Source organism: Alteromonas macleodii (assembly GCF_903772925.1).
Taxonomy (GTDB): Bacteria; Pseudomonadota; Gammaproteobacteria; order Enterobacterales; family Alteromonadaceae; genus Alteromonas; species Alteromonas macleodii_A.
In genome coordinates this window covers 2,431,249-2,449,832 of record NZ_LR812090.1, presented here as the reverse complement: position 1 = coordinate 2,449,832, position 18,584 = coordinate 2,431,249, and the positions used below count along the sequence as shown (strand labels likewise).

14 protein-coding genes are annotated in these 18,584 nt (G+C 43.9%); 10 read left to right on the top strand and 4 right to left on the bottom strand.

The window, feature by feature from the left end:
- Positions 1–105: 105 nt before the first annotated feature.
- From yfaE to ubiG, 4 genes are all read right to left on the bottom strand, one after another.
- Positions 106–378, bottom strand: coding sequence for a class I ribonucleotide reductase maintenance protein YfaE (yfaE, locus tag PCAR9_RS10555; protein ID WP_179983548.1), 273 nt, complete (start codon positions 376–378; stop codon positions 106–108).
- Between the two features lie 12 nt (positions 379–390).
- Positions 391–1,521 carry a class Ia ribonucleoside-diphosphate reductase subunit beta gene (gene nrdB, locus PCAR9_RS10550; protein WP_179983547.1) on the bottom strand — a complete coding sequence of 377 codons (1,131 nt, stop codon included), beginning with the start codon at positions 1,519–1,521 and terminating at the stop codon, positions 391–393.
- A gap of 126 nt (positions 1,522–1,647) precedes the next feature.
- Complete coding sequence (nrdA, locus tag PCAR9_RS10545) at positions 1,648–3,969, bottom strand: class 1a ribonucleoside-diphosphate reductase subunit alpha (protein WP_179983546.1); 2,322 nt, start codon at positions 3,967–3,969, stop codon at positions 1,648–1,650.
- Positions 3,970–4,516: 547 nt separating this feature from the next.
- Positions 4,517–5,221: a bifunctional 2-polyprenyl-6-hydroxyphenol methylase/3-demethylubiquinol 3-O-methyltransferase UbiG gene (gene ubiG, locus PCAR9_RS10540; protein ID WP_179983545.1), complete on the bottom strand. Its 705-nt coding sequence runs from the start codon at positions 5,219–5,221 to the stop codon at positions 4,517–4,519.
- Positions 5,222–5,523: 302 nt separating this feature from the next.
- Between ubiG and gyrA the strand changes: the two genes are divergently transcribed.
- The 10 genes from gyrA to pyrF all read left to right on the top strand — a co-directional run bounded on the left by gyrA (position 5,524) and on the right by pyrF (position 18,520).
- The gene (gyrA, locus tag PCAR9_RS10535) at positions 5,524–8,238 is read left to right on the top strand and encodes a DNA topoisomerase (ATP-hydrolyzing) subunit A (protein ID WP_179983544.1); all 2,715 of its coding nucleotides are present in this window, start codon (positions 5,524–5,526) and stop codon (positions 8,236–8,238) included.
- Positions 8,239–8,383: 145 nt separating this feature from the next.
- The gene (gene serC / locus PCAR9_RS10530) at positions 8,384–9,469 is read left to right on the top strand and encodes a 3-phosphoserine/phosphohydroxythreonine transaminase (RefSeq protein ID WP_179983543.1); all 1,086 of its coding nucleotides are present in this window, start codon (positions 8,384–8,386) and stop codon (positions 9,467–9,469) included.
- A 1-nt stretch (position 9,470) separates the two neighbouring features.
- Complete coding sequence (aroA, locus tag PCAR9_RS10525; RefSeq protein ID WP_179985208.1) at positions 9,471–10,754, top strand: 3-phosphoshikimate 1-carboxyvinyltransferase; 1,284 nt, start codon at positions 9,471–9,473, stop codon at positions 10,752–10,754.
- A gap of 184 nt (positions 10,755–10,938) precedes the next feature.
- Positions 10,939–11,610, top strand: coding sequence for a (d)CMP kinase (gene cmk, locus PCAR9_RS10520; RefSeq protein ID WP_014976668.1), 672 nt, complete (start codon positions 10,939–10,941; stop codon positions 11,608–11,610).
- 118 nt (positions 11,611–11,728) lie between these two features.
- A complete protein-coding gene (gene rpsA / locus PCAR9_RS10515) occupies positions 11,729–13,399 on the top strand; it encodes a 30S ribosomal protein S1 (RefSeq protein ID WP_179983542.1) in 1,671 nt (556 codons plus the stop codon).
- Positions 13,400–13,475: 76 nt separating this feature from the next.
- Positions 13,476–13,763 carry an integration host factor subunit beta gene (gene ihfB, locus PCAR9_RS10510; protein WP_014949641.1) on the top strand — a complete coding sequence of 96 codons (288 nt, stop codon included), beginning with the start codon at positions 13,476–13,478 and terminating at the stop codon, positions 13,761–13,763.
- A 202-nt stretch (positions 13,764–13,965) separates the two neighbouring features.
- The gene (locus tag PCAR9_RS10505; RefSeq protein WP_179983541.1) at positions 13,966–16,308 is read left to right on the top strand and encodes a PilZ domain-containing protein; all 2,343 of its coding nucleotides are present in this window, start codon (positions 13,966–13,968) and stop codon (positions 16,306–16,308) included.
- Between the two features lie 80 nt (positions 16,309–16,388).
- A complete protein-coding gene (locus tag PCAR9_RS10500) occupies positions 16,389–16,646 on the top strand; it encodes a LapA family protein (RefSeq protein WP_179985207.1) in 258 nt (85 codons plus the stop codon).
- On the top strand, positions 16,646–17,815 hold the full coding sequence (lapB, locus tag PCAR9_RS10495) for a lipopolysaccharide assembly protein LapB (RefSeq protein WP_179983540.1): 1,170 nt from the start codon (positions 16,646–16,648) through the stop codon (positions 17,813–17,815). Before PCAR9_RS10500 ends, lapB begins: the two co-directional genes overlap by 1 nt.
- Before the next feature lie 6 nt (positions 17,816–17,821).
- Positions 17,822–18,520 carry an orotidine-5'-phosphate decarboxylase gene (gene pyrF, locus PCAR9_RS10490; protein ID WP_179983539.1) on the top strand — a complete coding sequence of 233 codons (699 nt, stop codon included), beginning with the start codon at positions 17,822–17,824 and terminating at the stop codon, positions 18,518–18,520.
- Positions 18,521–18,584: the final 64 nt, after the last annotated feature.

Genomic DNA, 18,584 nt, shown 5'->3' with positions numbered 1-18,584 from the left:
TTACGTTTGATTAGTGTTAAGTTGCTACGTAAAACTATTGAAGTGGATTACTCTAACGCGCAGAAACACTGTGAGAGTGATAGTAAGAGCGATGAATGGAAGACCTTACAGCGGCACTTTTATTTTCACTGGGCACTTAGCTACGCAGCAACATGGAAGAATTTCATCGTCGTCAATAAAGGCGAGTGGGTCAGTAGTGTATTCAACTTCGCCTTCAATAAGCTTTGTACGGCACGCACCGCAAAACCCTTCGCGACAGTGGTAGTGAATATTGACGCCTGCTGATTCAAGGGCGGTTAAGATAGTGATATCAGAGGGGGCAATAATCGCCCCCACATCGACAACGTCGATGCGGAGTGATTTATCGTTACTGCTCATTAAGCTGTGGTTTTACAGCTCAAAATCAGCAAAGTCGTCTTCGCTTACTGCAGAATCTATTTGTCCAACTAAGTAAGAGCTGATTTCAGATTCTTGTGGGGCTACTTGTACATTGTCTGAATTTAGATAGTTATTCATCCAAGGAAGCGGGTTGCTGCTAATCTCAAATGGTGTATCTAGACCTATGGCAGACATACGTTGATTCGCAATGTACTCAACGTACTGGCAAAGAATTTCTTTGTTGAGGCCAATCATAGAGCCGTTTTGAAACAGATAGTCAGCCCATTGCTTTTCTTGCTCAACCGCATTCATGAAGATAGCCCGGGCTTCGTCTTTGCATTCTTCTGCAATCTGCGCCATTTCTGGGTCATCTTTACCCTTAGCCCACAAGTTTAGAATGTGCTGTGTTGATGACAAATGCAGATTTTCATCTCGAGCAATCAAACGAATAATCTTAGAGTTACCTTCCATCAACTTACGTTCTGCGAAAGCGAACGTACAAGCAAAAGACACGTAGAAGCGGATTGCTTCAAGCGCATTTACCGAGTTCATACACAGGTAAAGCTTCTTTTTAAGCTCGTACATGTTAACGGTGTATGCAGTGCCATTGACGGTATGAACGCCTTCACCTTGTGTTTGCCATAGTTGAGTGGCAAAAATGAGGTCGTCATAATACTTCGAGATATCAGCTGCACGGCGCTTAATCTCGTCGTTCACTACGATATCTTCAAATATCTCACTTGGGTCTGAGAACAAATTACGCAAGATATGGGTATAAGAGCGCGAGTGAATAGTCTCAAAGAAAGACCATGTCTCAACCCATGTTTCTAACTCGGGTAGTGAGATAATAGGCAAGAATGCAATATTCGGGCTTCGACCTTGTACTGAGTCTAAAAGGGTTTGGTACTTAAGATTCGATATGAAGATATGTTTTTCTGGGTCGGTCAACTTTTGAAAATCAACACGATCACGAGAAACATCTACTTCTTCAGGGCGCCAAAAAAAGCTAATTTGCTTCTCAATAAGCTTTTCGAAGATGGCATGCTTTTGCTGATCATAGCGTGCAACGTTTACGGGGTTACCGAAAAACATCGGCTCGATCAATGGATTAGTACTTTGCTGATTAAACGTAGTGTATTTCATGATGGCCTAACTAAAAACTTAATGATTAACGCGTATTATTGTTTGTGTTCTTGCTGCGAAACGTTAATGGCAGGCTTTACCGTAAAATCCTTTTACGAACCTGCCATTTTTGCAAAAGGGCGTGTATTAGATTTTACACGCACCGCCTGCACAATCATCATCTTCCTCTACTACGACTTCTTCTTGACGTGGCATAGGCTCGTTTGCTTTAGCGTCTAACGCCGAGGTGTCTGAAGCACCGTCACGAGTGTTATGATAATAAAGTGTCTTAACACCAAGCTTGTAAGTAGTAAGAAGGTCTTTAAGCAGAAGCTTCATTGGGACCTTGTTACCTTCATAACGGCTTGGGTCGTAATTAGTGTTTGCAGAGATAGTTTGGTCGATAAACTTCTGCATGATACCCACAAGTTGCAGGTAACCATCGTTAGAAGGGATATCCCAAAGTAACTCGTATTTATCTTTTAAAGTTTCGTATTCAGGTACAACTTGCTTAAGTACACCGTCTTTACTCGACTTAATGCTAATAAAACCGCGCGGTGGCTCAATACCGTTGGTCGCATTAGAGATCTGCGAAGATGTCTCTGAAGGCATTAATGCAGACAGTGTAGAGTTGCGTAGTCCGTGTGTTTTAACTTCTTCACGTAATGCATCCCAGTCATAATGAAGCGGTTCATTGCACACGCTATCAAGGTCTTTCTTGTAGCTGTCAATTGGCATGATGCCTTGCGAGTAGGTAGTTTCGTTAAACTTAGGACACGCACCTTTCTCTTTAGCCAGGTTGTTCGACGCTTTCAGTAGGTAGTACTGCATTGCTTCAAACGTGCGGTGGACTAAACCGTTCGCACTATGATCTGAATATTTAACGCCGTTCTTAGCAAGGTAATAAGCAAAGTTGATAACACCCACGCCCAGAGTACGACGACCCATAGTTGCGTTGTACGCAGCAGGAACAGGGTAGTCTTGGTAATCAAGTAGATTATCAAGAGCACGTACTGCAAGATCGGCAAGCTCTTCAAACTCATCAACTGATTCAATTGCACCTAAGTTAAATGCAGACAGCGTACAAAGGGCAATTTCACCATTTTCGTCGTTAACGTGTTGAAGTGGTTTAGTCGGTAGCGCAATTTCAAGACACAAGTTACTTTGACGAACTGGCGCAACTTCTGGGTTGAATGGGCTATGCGTATTACAATGGTCAACGTTTTGAAGATATATGCGACCTGTACTTGCGCGCTCTTGCATGAACAAGCTAAACAGTTCCATAGCTTTAATTTGCTTCTTACGGATGCTGTCGTCGTTTTCGTATTTAACGTATAGCTCTTCAAACTTGTCTTGATCGGCGAAGAACGCATCATAAAGACCTGGTACGTCAGATGGGCTAAATAATGAAATGTAGCCATCTTTCATCATGCGTTGATACATCAGTTTGTTGAACTGAACACCGTAGTCTAAGTGACGTACACGGTTTTCTTCTACACCACGGTTATTCTTGAGCACTAGTAGAGATTCTACTTCCATATGCCAGATAGGGTAGAACAACGTGGCCGCACCACCACGAACGCCACCTTGTGAACAGCTTTTTACTGCGGTCTGGAAGTATTTGTAGAACGGAATACAACCAGTGTGGAATGCTTCACCACCGCGAATAGGGCTACCCAGTGCACGAATGCGCCCTGCGTTTACACCGATGCCCGCGCGTTGGCTTACGTATTTAACTATCGCGCTTGCCGTTGCGTTAATTGAGTCTAGGCTGTCGCCTGTTTCAATAAGTACGCACGAGCTGAATTGACGCGTAGGCGTTCGTACGCCGGCCATAATTGGAGTAGGTAGCGATAGCTTAAACGTTGATGCAGCATCGTAGAAACGACGAATATAGTCCATACGCGTCGCTTTGTCGTAATTTGCGAAAAGACACGCTGCTACAAGAATATAAAGGAACTGTGCACTTTCATAAATTTCACCAGTAACACGGTTTTGAACTAAATACTTGCCTTCAAGTTGTTTAACCGCAGCATAGCTGAAGTTCATATCGCGCCAATGGTCAATATAGGTTTCCATCTCTGCGAATTCTTCAGGCGTGTAGTCTTCAAGTAAATGCTTGTCGTACTTTCCTAAATCTACCATTTTTCCAACGTGTTCAAGTAACGCTGGCGGCTCAAATTGTCCGTACGCTTTCTTACGAAGATGGAAGATAGCCAAGCGCGCTGCCAAGTACTGGTAGTCTGGCGCATCAGTAGAGATCAGGTCAGCCGCTGACTTAATCAGTGTTTCGTGGATCTCGCTGGTATTAATGCCGTCATAGAACTGAATTTGCGCTTTTATTTCAACTTGTGAAACAGAAACGTTGTTTAATCCTTTGGCTGCCCATGTAACGACTTTGTGGATTTTTTCTAAGTCGATGGACTCTTTTTCACCGTTTCGTTTGGTGACGAATAAGTTGTTGTTCATGTTACTGGCCGTTTGTCTGTTAGCGCTTGATGCGTGGGCTATCTATTGCCCATTTTCGTTTTAATTTTAAATGCGTATGTTGTTAATGTTGTTGGCTCACGCCAGTTAAAAACACACACAAAAAGCGGCCTAAACTAATACCAAGAAGTATTGTAGTAGAGACTGCTCATTAAATTCTTTACTGCTTTTTTGTTTTCAGCGAGATTATTGTTTCAAACTATCAGTGGTGTCCCAGAGACAGTTTGTCATTAGTTGAGATCCCGAAAAATTATTGGTGGGATCCCGTGCTGAATTAAACACAAGATAGTGAGGTTTTGTCTTGATTGCAACCCAATATCTGGTGGTATTTCAAGCACTCAATCTGGCATGAAATTTATGTTAGTAACAACTAACTTTTTAGCGTTCTACAAGCGTAAAATATCTGGAATGCAAGCGTTTTAAACAAAATCTTAAGTATAAAAATTAATTTATTCTTAGAATTCAATTTTTATACAGACACGATATATGGTGTTTAAAATATCACCGCAGCCCAACATATAGTGTTAAATTAACTTTGCGCTACTGTATATAGTAAGTAGTTTACGTCTACGTTATTAGACGAAAGATAAAAGCCTTGAGAAATCGGGTCCATATGCAGACCTGTCATGTCGCGAGGAAGCAAACCTGCTTGATCCGTCATTGCCATAAGTTCTGAAGGCTTTATAAATTTTCCGTGATCGTGCGTACCTTTAGGTACTAATTTCAGAATGTATTCTGCGCCGAGGATCCCCATCAGATATGACTTCAGGTTTCTGTTCAGTGTAGAGAAGAAAACGTGGCCGCCAGGTTTTACTAACTTTGCGCAGGCCATAACAACAGAGGCAGGGTCGGGCACGTGCTCTAACATCTCCATACAAGTTACTACATCGAACTGACCTGCGTTTGCGTCAGCAAATGCTTCAGCCGTTGAGCAGACGTAGTCAACTTTAACCCCAGACTCTAAACCGTGAAGTTTGGCCACTTCTAACGACGCTTCAGCCATATCTAAACCTGTCACTATTGCACCAGCACGGGCCATAGATTCAGCGAGAATGCCGCCACCACAACCTATGTCCACGACTTTCTTATCAAATAACCCTTGGCTATGTTGATTAATGAAGTCTAGGCGGAGTGGGTTAATAAGGTGTAGTGGCTTGAATTCGCCTTCTGGATCCCACCAGCGAGACGCAAGTTCAGAGAATTTATTGATTTCTTGTTGATCGACGTTCGTCATTAGTAAAACAATCCTTAACCTATCTCTTTTTAAGATATCGTAAATTCAGGTTATGTTTCACTGTTTTTAAACAGAAATAGCTAAATTATACGAAGGGATGAGCGAAAAATAATCGCTTGCCTTTTAGTTGATTAATAAGCGTAATTAAGCGCTACATAATTCTGTCATCAAGTGGTACACTCGAAGCACGATTATGACCCACATAATAACAACAGTGCGCTCCCAAGCCTTGCTTTCACAATGATGTGAAGTAAAGCGCTGGATAACGCAGAACAAACCAAAATAAAGGGATTAAGCAGTTTATGTCTGATAACGCTAAAGAAATCCTCCCCGTTAATATTGAGGAAGAGTTAAAGAACTCCTACCTTGATTACGCGATGAGCGTTATTGTCGGGCGAGCCTTGCCTGACGTAAGAGATGGCTTGAAGCCAGTGCACCGTCGTGTGCTGTTCGCAATGAACGAACTGAAAAACGACTTTAACAAGCCATACAAAAAATCTGCCCGTGTGGTAGGTGACGTAATTGGTAAATATCACCCTCACGGTGACTCTGCGGTTTACGACACTATCGTTCGTATGGCCCAACCGTTTTCACTGCGCTACATGTTGGTTGACGGTCAAGGTAACTTTGGTTCTGTAGACGGCGACTCTGCCGCTGCGATGCGTTATACCGAAGTTCGCATGGCGAAAATTGCGCACGAATTACTTGCCGATTTAGATAAAGAAACCGTTGATTTTGTACCTAACTATGACGGTACTGAATTCATCCCTGAAGTATTACCAACTAAGGTACCTAACCTTTTAGTTAACGGTTCATCAGGTATCGCAGTTGGTATGGCGACAAACATACCGCCGCATAACCTGACTGAAGTGATCAACGGCTGTGTCGCTTTAATTCAAGACCCATCAATTACCATTGATGATTTGATGACGCATATTCCTGGCCCTGATTTCCCAACGGCAGCGATGATCAGCGGTCGTAAAGGTATCGAAGATGCTTACCGCACCGGTCGCGGTAAAATCTATCTTCGTGCTAAAGCGGAAATTGAAACAGACAACAACGGTAAAGAAACCATTGTTGTTAACGAGATCCCTTACCAAGTTAACAAAGCACGTCTTATTGAAAAGATCGCTGAACTGGTAAAAGAGAAGCGTATTGAAGGTGTTTCGGCACTGCGTGATGAGTCTGATAAAGACGGCATGCGCATTGTTATTGAAGTTAAACGTAACGAATCTGCCGAAGTTCTGCTTAACCATTTATATGCGAATACCCAGCTTCAAACGGTATTCGGTATCAATATGGTTGCGCTAGACAATGGTCAGCCTAAAGTATTTAACCTTAAAGAAACGCTTGAAGCCTTTATTCTTCACCGCCGGGAAGTGGTAACACGCCGAACTGTATTTGAATTACGCAAAGCCCGTGATCGTGCCCACATCCTTGAAGGTTTGGCAATTGCGCTTGCTAATATCGACCCAATTATTGAGTTGATAAAAGCATCGCAGAGCCCTGCAGATGCGAAGAAATCGCTTGTTGCACAAGGTTGGGACTTAGGCGACGTAGCGCAAATGCTTGAGCGCGCAGGCGATGACGCAGCGCGTCCAGACTGGCTAATGCCGGAATTTGGTATCCGCGACGGCAAGTACTACCTAACGGAACAGCAGGCGCAAGCAATTCTTGACCTACGCTTACACAAGCTAACGGGTCTTGAGCACGAGAAGATCCTTGAAGAGTACAAGCAACTTCTAGAGCTAATCGCAGAACTTCTTCACATCCTTAATAGCCCAGAGCGTTTGATGGAAGTGATTCAAGAAGAACTTGAAAAAGTTCGCGATGAGTTTGGTGATGAGCGTCGTACTGAAATTACCGCTGCAAGCCACGATATAGATATTGAAGATCTTATTGAGCAAGAAGACGTTGTTGTAACGCTTTCTCGCGAAGGTTATGTGAAGTACCAGAAGCTTACAGACTACGAAGCACAGCGTCGTGGCGGTCGTGGTAAGTCTGCAACTAAGATGAAAGATGAAGACTTCATCGAAAAGCTTCTTGTTGCGAATACACACGATCACATATTGTGCTTCTCAACCCGTGGCCGCTTATACTGGTTGAAAGTGTATCAATTGCCGTTCGCTAGCCGAAATGCGCGCGGACGCCCAATTGTTAACATTCTACCGCTTGAAGAAAACGAACGTATTACTGCTATTCTTCCTATTAAAGAATTTGAAGAAGGCAAGTTTGTACTTATGGCAACGGCAAACGGTACAGTTAAAAAGACTGACCTAAGCCTATACTCTCGCCCTCGTTCAAGCGGTATTATCGCTGTTAACCTAAATGAAGGTGATGAGCTAATTGGTGTTGATATTACCCACGGTGATGACGACATCATGTTGTTCTCTGACGCGGGTAAAGTAGTTCGTTTTAACGAGAAGCTTCGCGACAGCGAAACCGGTGAAGTTAAGCGTGACCCAGAGACGGGTGAAGAGCTTCTGGCACTTCGTCCAATGGGAAGAACGGCAACAGGTGTTCGCGGTATTCGTCTTCAAGATGGACAAAAAGTGGTATCACTTATTGTTCCAAAAGGCGATGGTCCAATCCTGACAGCGACAGAGAATGGTTTCGGTAAGCGTACTCCACTTGAAGATTACCCTGCGAAGAGCCGTGCGACACAAGGTGTTGTGTCAATCAAGGTGTCCGAGCGTAACGGTAAAGTGGTTGGTGCGGTTCAGGTAGACGAAACCAACGAAATTATGCTTATTAGTGACCAAGGTACACTGGTTCGTACCCGTGTAGGCGAAGTGTCAGTAGTAGGCCGTAACACACAGGGCGTTCGCTTGATACGTACAGTAGAAGGTGAGCACGTTGTAGGGTTACAGCGTATTGAAGAAGTGGCAGAGTTACAGGAACTCGATGAGGACGGTAACCCAATCATTTCAGAAGATGCGCCAGAACAAGCAGAAACTGCTGTTCAAGAGCAAGAGAACACCGCAGAAGACGGTGACGGCTCAACGACAGAAGAGTAGGGATAGGGCGCAGGTATTCATACTTGCGCATTATCAGTGTTCTTTCAAACAAGCGGCTTTTGCCGCTTGTTTACCTAATAGGCCCGCAAAATGTTTGTTATAAAGCGGGTTGAACGGTGCTTATCTACAGGTGTTGAAAAACGCAATGAAAGAGGTTTTTAACTTTAGTGCTGGGCCGGCCATGCTTCCTAAAGAAGTGATGGAAAAGGCACAATCAGAATTTACAAATTGGCGCGATTTAGGCTGTTCTGTAATGGAAGTTAGCCATCGTGGTAAAGACTTCATTGAGATAGCCGCAAAAGCAGAGCAGGATTTGCGTGACTTGCTATCTGTGCCGTCTAACTACCATGTGCTTTTCACACATGGTGGTGGACGCGGTCAATTTGCTGCTGTTCCCCTCAATTTATCATCCGCTGGTGATACCAGCCTTCACTTAGTGAGCGGCTCTTGGTCAAAAGGCGCGGTGAGTGAAGCGAATAAATACAATAATGCGGTAGTTGTGGGCGACGTTACAGAAAAAGACGGGCTTCACTATATCGCTAAGCCTGATGTTAGCGATATCGATCAGTCTGCGGCCTACTATCATTTTTGTCCAAACGAAACGGTAGATGGCATTGCTTATGAATGGCTGCCCGAATCTGGTAATGTGCCGCTGGTTTCTGACATGTCCTCGACGATATTGTCACAACCGCTAGACGTGGCAAAACACGGTGTTATATACGCCGGCGCACAAAAGAATATCGGGCCAAGCGGTTTGTCTGTGGTCATTGTTCGCGAAGACCTCGTTGGTAAAGCGCGTAAAGAAACGCCCTCTATTTTCGACTACGCATTAGCGGCAAAATCAGACTCTATGTACAACACACCGCCTACTTTCTCATGGTATTTAGCTGGGCTTGTATTTGAGTGGCTTAAAGACATGGGCGGCGTTGATGCTATGGCGAAGCTCAATGCAGAGAAGTCTGCACTTTTGTATTCTGCCATTGATAGTTCTGATTTCTATTCAAGTAAAGTTCATCCTGACAACCGTTCTAAAATGAACGTGCCGTTTCATTTGGCTAATCCTGATTTAGATAAGCTATTCCTTGAGCAATCGCAAGATGCAGGTTTACTTGCATTGAAAGGACATCGTTCGGTAGGGGGCATGCGTGCCAGTATTTATAATGCAATGCCGGTAGAGGGCATTGTTGCGCTAGTTGAATTTATGCGCGAATTTGAAAGAGTGAATGGATAAAATGGAGCAGTTAACATTAGACCCGATTGCAAAAGTATCGGGAGAGGTCAATGTACCTGGCTCAAAAAGTCTGTCTAACCGAGCGCTACTGCTTGCCGCGTTAGCTGAAGGCGAAACTGAACTAACAAACTTGTTAGATAGCGAAGACATTGAGCATATGCTTAATGCACTAACAAAGTTAGGTGTTAGCTATCGCTTAAGCGAAGATAAAACTCAATGCGTTGTGCAAGGCAATGGTGGCGCATTTGAGGTAGCTGAACCACTAGAGCTGTTCCTAGGTAATGCAGGTACAGCAATGCGTCCTTTATGCGCAGCACTTGCTGCGAGTAACGTGGATACCGTGTTAACGGGTGAACCGCGAATGGAAGAGCGCCCAATAGGCGATTTAGTTGATGCGCTACGCGAAGCAGATGCTGACGTCACCTACCTTAAAAATGAAGGCTACCCTCCGCTTCAAATTAAAGGTAAGACATTAAACGGTGGCGAAATGTCGGTTGATGGCAGCGTGTCTAGTCAATTTCTAACAGCGCTTTTAATGGCAGCCCCCCTGTTTTCAGGAGATGTGACTATTCGTATTAAAGGCGAATTAGTGTCTAAGCCTTATATCGATATCACATTAGACACCATGGCTAAATTTGGCGTCACTGTAGAGAATGACAACTACCAGACGTTTACGGTTTCTGGCAACGCCAAGTACGTTGCGCCAGGTAAATTTATGGTAGAAGGCGATGCTTCTTCGGCATCTTACTTCCTTGCAGCCGGCGCCATTAAAGGCGGAACGGTACGCGTAACCGGAATTGGGCAGAAAAGCATTCAAGGCGACATCCGCTTTGCTGACGTGCTAGAAGCTATGGGTGCAAAGGTAGTATGGAACGATGAGTTTGTTGAAATAACCGGTGCGCCACTTAAAGGCGTAAACATGGATATGAACCATATTCCGGATGCTGCCATGACCATTGCTACTACAGCGCTGTTTGCTGAAGGTCCAACGACCTTGACTAACATCTATAACTGGCGTGTTAAAGAAACAGACCGACTTGCGGCTATGGCGGCCGAGCTTCAAAAGCTAGGTGCGAAAGTAGAAGAAGGGCACGACTACATAAAAGTGTGGCCAACTGATTCACTAAAACATGCTGAAATAGATACGTATAACGACCACCGTATTGCAATGTGCTTTTCTCTAGTTGCATTAAGCGATACCCCGGTAACAATTAACGACCCAGGTTGTACACGTAAAACCTTCCCCGACTATTTTACCCGCTTTAAAACTCTATATAGCGCGTAAAAGCCTTGTATAAATAAGTCACAGGCTAATGAAGGGCTACGTAGGTTAACTCTTTAGTTGCTTCGTTGATCTGAATCAGATTTATCCTAATGTACAATGCCGTCACTAAGAGGCGGCATTGCTTATCTCTCACTAAAGCGTATAATTGCGCGCGATTTTTAGTAATTTAAACGATGGAGCAGGTATGCATTCCACACCCGTAGTCACGGTTGACGGTCCTAGTGGTGCAGGCAAAGGTACATTAAGTAGCTTGCTGGCAAAAAAATTAGGGTGGCACTTTCTAGATAGCGGTGCAATTTACCGCGTATTAGCAGTTGCTGCACTTCACCACGACCTTCCGTGTGATGATGAAGAATGTGTTGTTCCTCTAGCAACCGGTCTTGATGTTAGTTTCGAGACGAATGGCGATACCACTCGCATTATCTTAGAAGGCGAAGACGTTACTGACGATATTCGCACTGAAGAAGTTGGCGCTGTGGCATCAAAAGTTGCAGCATTACCTCGTGTTCGCGAAGCGTTACTTCGCAGACAGCGCGCTTTCCAACAAGATCCAGGTCTTGTTGCCGATGGTCGCGACATGGGTACCGTGGTATTTCCTGATGCGCCTGTAAAGATTTTCCTTACAGCTAGCGCAGAAGCCCGCGCTGAACGCCGCTATAGCCAGTTGAAAGCAAAGGGCATGGATGTTAATATTGCGCGCCTTTTAACCGATATCAAGGCAAGAGACGAGCGCGATACACAACGTGCGGTGGCTCCTTTGGTACCGGCACAAGATGCAGTAATTATAGATTCAACGGACTTGGATATTGACCAAGTCTTTGAAAAAGCGATGGATATTATTTCCTCACGCCTTTAATGACGAGAGCTGATCGCATCCAAAGCAGTGTTGCTACAGGAAGTGGCGACTAAATTTAATAACCCCGCGTTATCCGGATAAGAAGCGTGGATATCAACTTAAAAGTTATTTGAGACTTATGACTGAAAATTTTGCACAACTTTTTGAAGAGAGCTTACAAGAACTAGAAACACGTCCTGGTTCAATTGTAAAAGGTACTGTTGTTTCTATCGACAAAGACATCGTTCTTGTTGATGCAGGCTTGAAATCAGAAAGTGCTATCCCAGCTGACCAATTTAAAAATGCTGAAGGCGAACTAGAAATCGCTATCGGTGACCAAGTAGACGTTGCACTAGATGCAGTTGAAGATGGTTTCGGTGAAACTATCCTTTCTCGTGAAAAAGCGAAGCGTCACGAAGCTTGGGTTGAGCTGGAAAAAGCTTACGAAGATAAAGCTACAATTAAAGGCGTTATCAACGGTAAAGTTAAAGGCGGTTTCACTGTTGAAGTTAACAGTGTACGCGCGTTCCTTCCTGGTTCTCTTGTTGACGTACGTCCAGTACGTGACACTACACACCTTGAAGGCAAAGAGCTTGAGTTTAAAGTAATCAAGCTAGACGCTAAGCGTAACAACGTTGTTGTTTCTCGTCGTGCAGTTATCGAAGCAGAAAGCAGCGCAGAGCGCGAAACGCTTCTTGCTAACCTTGAAGAAGGTCACGAAATCAAGGGTATCGTTAAGAACCTTACCGATTACGGTGCGTTCGTTGACCTTGGTGGCGTAGACGGTCTTCTACACATCACTGATATGGCTTGGAAGCGCGTTAAGCACCCAAGTGAAATCGTGAATGTTGGTGACGAAATCAACGTTAAAGTACTTAAGTTCGACAAAGAGAAGCAGCGCGTTTCTCTTGGTATGAAGCAAATGGGCAACGATCCATGGCAAGAAATTGCGTCTCGTTACCCAGAAGGTACTAAGATCACAGGTCAGGTTACTAACCTTACTGACTACGGCTGCTTCGTTGAAATCGAAGACGGCGTTGAAGGTCTTGTACACGTTTCTGAAATGGACTGGACTAACAAGAACATCCACCCATCTAAAGTTGTTAACCTAGGTGACACTGTAGATGTAATGGTTCTTGAAATTGACGAAGAGCGTCGTCGTATTTCTCTAGGTCTTAAGCAGTGCATTGCTAACCCTTGGGAAACATTTGCTGAGTCACACGAAAAAGGTGACAAAGTGTCTGGTAAGATCAAGTCAATCACTGACTTCGGTATCTTCATCGGTCTTGACGGCGGCATCGACGGTCTAGTTCACCTTTCTGACATCAGCTGGAACAAGTCTGGTGAAGACGCGGTTCGCGACTACAAGAAAGGCGACGAAATCTCTGCTGTTGTACTACAAGTCGACCCAGAGCGTGAGCGTATTTCTCTTGGCGTTAAGCAAATCGAAGAAGATCCTTTCAACAAGTATCTGACAGATAACAAGAAAGGTGCTATCGTTACTGGTACAGTAACAGCAGTTGATGCGAAAGGCGTTACTGTAAACCTAGCTGAAGAAGTTGACGGCTACATCCGCGTTGCAGATCTTGCTGTAGAGCGTGTTGAAGACGCAACTGAAGTAGCAAGCGTTGGTGATAGCATCGAAGCGAAGTTCATGGGCGTTGACCGTAAGAACCGCACTGTTAACCTATCTGTTAAAGCGAAAGATCAGGCTGACGAAAAAGAAGCTATCGATAAAGTTAACCAGCAAGAAGATGTTGGTTTCGCTAACGCGATGGCAGAAGCATTTAAAGCTGCTAAAGGCGAATAATGCTTTTGTGGGTGTGCATTTGCACACCCAATTCGCGATAGCTGTTTAAACAATAATATTGACAATGAGGTTAAACATGACCAAGTCTGAATTAATTGAACGGCTCGCGGATCAAGCGCGTCATATTCCGGCGAAAGAACTCGAACTGGCAATTAAAGAGCTTCTAGAACAAATGGCTCAAACCCTTCAGAAGGGCGAGCGTATTGAAATCAGAGGCTTTGGCAGTTTCTCTCTTCACTATCGCGCTCCACGCGTAGGTAGAAACCCTAAAACGGGTGAAACAGTGAAACTAGACGGTAAATATGTGCCGCACTTTAAGCCTGGTAAAGAGCTTCGCGAAAGGGTAGACGCCTCAATCGCATAATGCATTTTAAAAGCCGCTGTAAAGCGGCTTTTTTGTGCCTGTCGATTAACCTTGGTCACGACTTCACTATTTTTGCTCTACCTCCCATCTCTAAATCACGAATATCCCAATATACATTCGTTTAAATTTTTATACCTATTGACCCCGGCTAAAGTAGGGTTATATATTATTCAAATAATAATAAACGGTATACATAGAAGTAATGTCAGCCGGCGATGAACAAGCAATAATAAAACAGTACCAGCCGCTCATTCGCGCGTTAATTCCATACGAACAACAAAATAGATTGTTGGAAGGAATTAATAAGTTTTCGAAGCGTCTGCCTAGTAGTGTCCGAAAGGTCGTGAAAGAAGAGGTGGTACGATTAACATCACTGACTGATGCACCTGCCGACAATTCTGCTTTTGCTCAGTTTCCAGTCATGAAATTTAAGCACTTCGGTGTGCAAATGCGTCTTGATAAGGTAGGGGCGCAAATCCTTAAAAACGAAACGTCACTCTATCAAGACAGGTATACTGTAGGTGTGTTTGAGTCAGTAATGAACTCAGACTTCTACCAAAACCAAATAAAAAAAGAACAGTTTAAAAAAATCGTTGACGCGTTTAATGTCGAGAGTCAGTCATTTACCGATATCGACTTTGGCGATGACATTGCCATTCGCCCAAACTTTACTTTGTCTTCACCTGAATTTGAGAAAGGTCGACATTGCTCCATAAGCTCTATGTCGCATCAAGGTATTACTCTGGAGACAAAAAGGCCCCCAAATGCATCCACTGGCGATATTATTACTTTCACTATCCCAGAAGTTAAAGGCCTGACCAAAGAACCCACAGAAATTACGCTCGAATTAGAGTCTGTTAAATACAACAAGCATTTGGGAAAATACGAAACGACCTTTAACTTTATAGACGACGTCGATAAGAGCTTTCTTGCAACACTAAAGCGCTATGTAGCAGTAACTTCATACAAGCAACCGCTACAACGTGACCTAGAAATAGAGCGTGCTATGCAAGAGCTCGAGCGTGACCGTATTCTAGAAAATAGCCCGTGGCTCCCTGTTTTTCTTGCACCTGAAAAGCAATCGCTCAAACCTATAATTGCACTTTTTACTAAGGCAAATGTTGAACACAATGATGCAGAAAAACTACTGGCAAGTTTGCAAGATAAGCCTATTTTCGCCACGTTAGTTGATGAACTGCGTAAATACAACGAAGCTTATGTATTTCATGGCAATATTAAAACCAAAAATGGTAACGTACAGATAACCGCTACGCACAGGCAGCTACTTGAACTTAAGCAACTTAATGCACTTGTATACTTGCTTGCAAAAAGTGAAGACTTTATATGTACCCACTGTCGCTTAGATAGTGTAACTCGTGAAGATAAGCAAAAGGCCTTTGCTATTCACGATATTGCCAGTAAGGATTTTGAGCAGCTTGCTCAGGTTTCCCACGTTTTATACTGCAAAGATGTCTCCGCCTACCTCACAAATTTAACGCTTTCCGCAAAATGTGACTTTAAGCCTTTGTCGAAAACGTTGAAAGCCAGCGGTAATAATTGGCGCATAGATTATGTCATGGAAGAAGACTTAGATAGACGGAGCGAAACCCGCTACGTTATAGACAAACCAGCTTCCATTAAAGTAGGCCTGCTTACGTCTCTTGACGCGCGAGTGGCCGATTTAAGCGCCAGCGGTATGAAATTGACGGTAGCACCACACAGCGACCTTCAAAAAGAAATTCGGGTTTCTGTACCGGAACTGAAAATTAAAGGCGAAAAATATAAAGTTGTACACTACCAAGCTGAAACCGGCGTGGTCAGGCTGTGCCTTGTAGAAGACACACGTAAAGCTAAAGTGAGCTCTAACGTCGATCATATGGTTGAAGAGAATACCGCTTATTTCAAAGTAAGAGATATTGCGCGTATTCAACGTTCCACACATCGTTACATTTGGGAGCTTGCAGTAAGGCACATGCCTTCGTTATCGGTACTTTGCGTAATGAATAGGTTTACGCTCGATAGGCTAAAAACCGTTTATCAGAGCGACGCATCTGACGATCTATATCCTTTTTCTCGTACACAAAATATTATACCGCTTCATGGTTTCTTTGCAGACAAGGGCCAGGCAAAGCCTAAATCCCAAATATTAGAAGCCATGTTTAAAGAAACCTCTGAACAAGCATTAGTAGTCCATTGTGTGAGAAAGAGCGACAGCCGTTTAGTGTACATCAAAGAACGAGACTTCTTGTTCTCTAAACTTCGCACACAAATCAAAACTCAGTTGGATGAGGAAAAAATACAGCTAAGTGCTACTGACGTTACCGCAGTACGCTGTCACGGAGCTATTACGCCGTTAACCAAAAAGCGACTAGCACAGCTTTCTAAGCTAGACAAAGCCATGTATGACAAGCTTGAAACCATGCAGGCGGGCTACACACACTGCATTTTTATAACAAATATGTCGGCACTTCATCATGACTTAGTGGTAGAAAACCTGATAGCAAAACCCCAGCGCCATGAACTCGACGGTGAAGGCGCGGCTTAAAATTTCCAATACGCTTTTTGTGTTATCTCTTTTCGCATTTTGCTATTCTTGTAAATAAATCAATAAAAAAGGGTTGAGTGTTGAAAGGGATCCTAACGTTTCTCATCATTTTGGTGCTTCTTGCCATCGCGTTTGTTATTGGCTCTCAAAATGAAGCGCAAGTAACAGTTAATTATTTAATTGCTCAGGCGAATCTGCGTTTATCAACGTTAATAGCGATAACGCTGTCTATAGGCGTGGGCATAGGAATATTAATAATGCTTATGAGCTGGCTTAAATTACGGGTTCAGTTGATGTCTGCTAAATCGAAAATACAGAGTTTGGAACAAGACCACTAATGCTCGAACTGCTGTTTCTACTTTTACCTGTTGCGGCAGGGTATGGTTGGATAATGGGGCGCAATAGTGTCCGTCAAGCGCAGCGAAAACAGTCAAGCATCCTATCTAAGCATTATTATAAAGGCCTGAACTTCCTTCTTTCAGACCAGCCGGATAAGGCCGTTGATACGTTAATCAAAATGATTAACGTGAATAGCGACACGGTTGAAACCCATATTGCAATGGGCAGTTTTTTCCGTCATCGCGGGGAAATAGACCGGGCTATTAAAGTTCATCAAAACTTGGTTAGTCGCGACGAACTACAACCAGCGCAAAGAGAAAATGCGCTTCGAGAACTCGGTCACGACTATACGCAAGCGGGCTTTTTAGAGCGCGCAGAAAACGCATTTCTTCAACTTTTAAACAGTGAAAAACATTACCTAGTTGCTCAGCAGCAGCTGTTTAGCATCTATCAAACCACGAAAGAATGGGAAAGAGCAATAGAATTAGCTGAGCGCATGGTGCAGTGTCATGGCGATAATGATGAACTGTGCGAACGCCTTGCCCACTTTTATTGTGAGCAAGCAGCCGTTGAGTTAAAGAACGAGAGTCAGGGAGCAGCGTTAACCCTGTTACAGAAAGCAGTTAATGCAGATGAGCATGCGGTTAGACCGTGGCTAATGTTAGGTGATATTGCGCTTAATCAAAAACGCTTCACTGACGCGAATGCCTATTTTACGCAAGTCGCAGAGCGCGATATTAATTGGTTCAGCGAAGCCGTACCAAGCCTTGAAAAAATTGCCGAAGAAACCGACGACTGGGATAGTTTCCAGAAAAACTTAGAAGCACACTGGCAAGAGTGCGCTACATCTTACCTGGCCATGGTTGATGTTTTGATGAAACGCGGTGAAACAGCGCAAGCCGCAGAATACCTATTAGAACAGCTTCGCAAACGTCCAACCATGCGCGGCTTTAAAACCCTTATGGGGCTTTATATTGACCAGCTTTCAGATAAAACCACGGCTGATAGCTTACGTTTACTTAAAGAGTTAGTAGAAAAGCAAATGTTGCAGCGCCCTAAATATCGCTGTGGCAGCTGTGGCTTTTCTGGACGAAAATTATATTGGTTATGCCCTAGCTGTAAAAAGTGGGGCGTAGTAAAACCTATCAAAGGGCTAGACGGAGAATAAAAGAACATGCATGACCCACGCGTTATTGTTGCATTAGACTATGACAATAAAGACACTGCATTGGCGTTTGTTGACAAATTAGATTCAAGCTTGTGCAAGTTAAAAGTGGGCAAGGAGATGTTCACCTTATTCGGGCCGGAATTTGTAAAAGCGCTTATTGCCAAAGGTTTTGATGTTTTCCTAGATTTAAAATTCCACGATATTCCAAATACGGTTGCGAAAGCGTGCAAAGCAGCGGCGGAACTGGGTGTATGGATGGTAAACGTACATGCTTCGGGCGGCCTACCTATGATGCAAGCGGCGAAGGAAGCCATTGCAACAAGCAGTAATCCTCAAACTAAGCTTATTGCGGTTACCGTACTTACCAGCATGGACGAGGCACAGCTTGCAGATGTGGTAAGCGGTGTAACACCTGAACAACAAGTATTGCGTTTAGCAGCGCTAACAGAAAAAGCAGGGTTGGACGGCATCGTCTGTTCAGCGCAAGAGGCCAGTGCGTTGCGCGAAAAACACAGTGAGAACTTTTTGTTAGTTACGCCAGGTATTCGTCCAGTAGGCGCAGACGCCGGCGATCAAAAACGTGTAATGACCCCACCTGATGCAATGAAAGCGGGCGTGAGTTATTTGGTAATGGGACGGCCTATTACCAAAGCAGATGACCCGATTGCTGTATTAAAAACTGTAAACACTTCTATAAACGGTTAGCGCGACTTAAGAAACCTTTTGTACGCTTAGTTATTTGGCTTGATACAGGGTGAGTTACGCACTG

Bases quoted from the DNA above. Each gene is read 5' to 3' on its own strand.
- lapB (WP_179983540.1), top strand. From the start codon at position 16,646: ATGCTCGAACTGCTGTTTCTACTTTTACCTGTTGCGGCAGGGTATGGT.
- nrdA (WP_179983546.1), bottom strand. From the start codon at position 3,969: ATGAACAACAACTTATTCGTCACCAAACGAAACGGTGAAAAAGAGTCC.
- cmk (WP_014976668.1), top strand. From the start codon at position 10,939: ATGCATTCCACACCCGTAGTCACGGTTGACGGTCCTAGTGGTGCAGGC.
- pyrF (WP_179983539.1), top strand. From the start codon at position 17,822: ATGCATGACCCACGCGTTATTGTTGCATTAGACTATGACAATAAAGAC.
- ubiG (WP_179983545.1), bottom strand. From the start codon at position 5,221: ATGACGAACGTCGATCAACAAGAAATCAATAAATTCTCTGAACTTGCG.
- serC (WP_179983543.1), top strand. From the start codon at position 8,384: ATGAAAGAGGTTTTTAACTTTAGTGCTGGGCCGGCCATGCTTCCTAAA.
- gyrA (WP_179983544.1), top strand. From the start codon at position 5,524: ATGTCTGATAACGCTAAAGAAATCCTCCCCGTTAATATTGAGGAAGAG.
- nrdB (WP_179983547.1), bottom strand. From the start codon at position 1,521: ATGAAATACACTACGTTTAATCAGCAAAGTACTAATCCATTGATCGAG.
- PCAR9_RS10505 (WP_179983541.1), top strand. From the start codon at position 13,966: ATGTCAGCCGGCGATGAACAAGCAATAATAAAACAGTACCAGCCGCTC.
- rpsA (WP_179983542.1), top strand. From the start codon at position 11,729: ATGACTGAAAATTTTGCACAACTTTTTGAAGAGAGCTTACAAGAACTA.
- yfaE (WP_179983548.1), bottom strand. From the start codon at position 378: ATGAGCAGTAACGATAAATCACTCCGCATCGACGTTGTCGATGTGGGG.
- aroA (WP_179985208.1), top strand. From the start codon at position 9,471: ATGGAGCAGTTAACATTAGACCCGATTGCAAAAGTATCGGGAGAGGTC.
- ihfB (WP_014949641.1), top strand. From the start codon at position 13,476: ATGACCAAGTCTGAATTAATTGAACGGCTCGCGGATCAAGCGCGTCAT.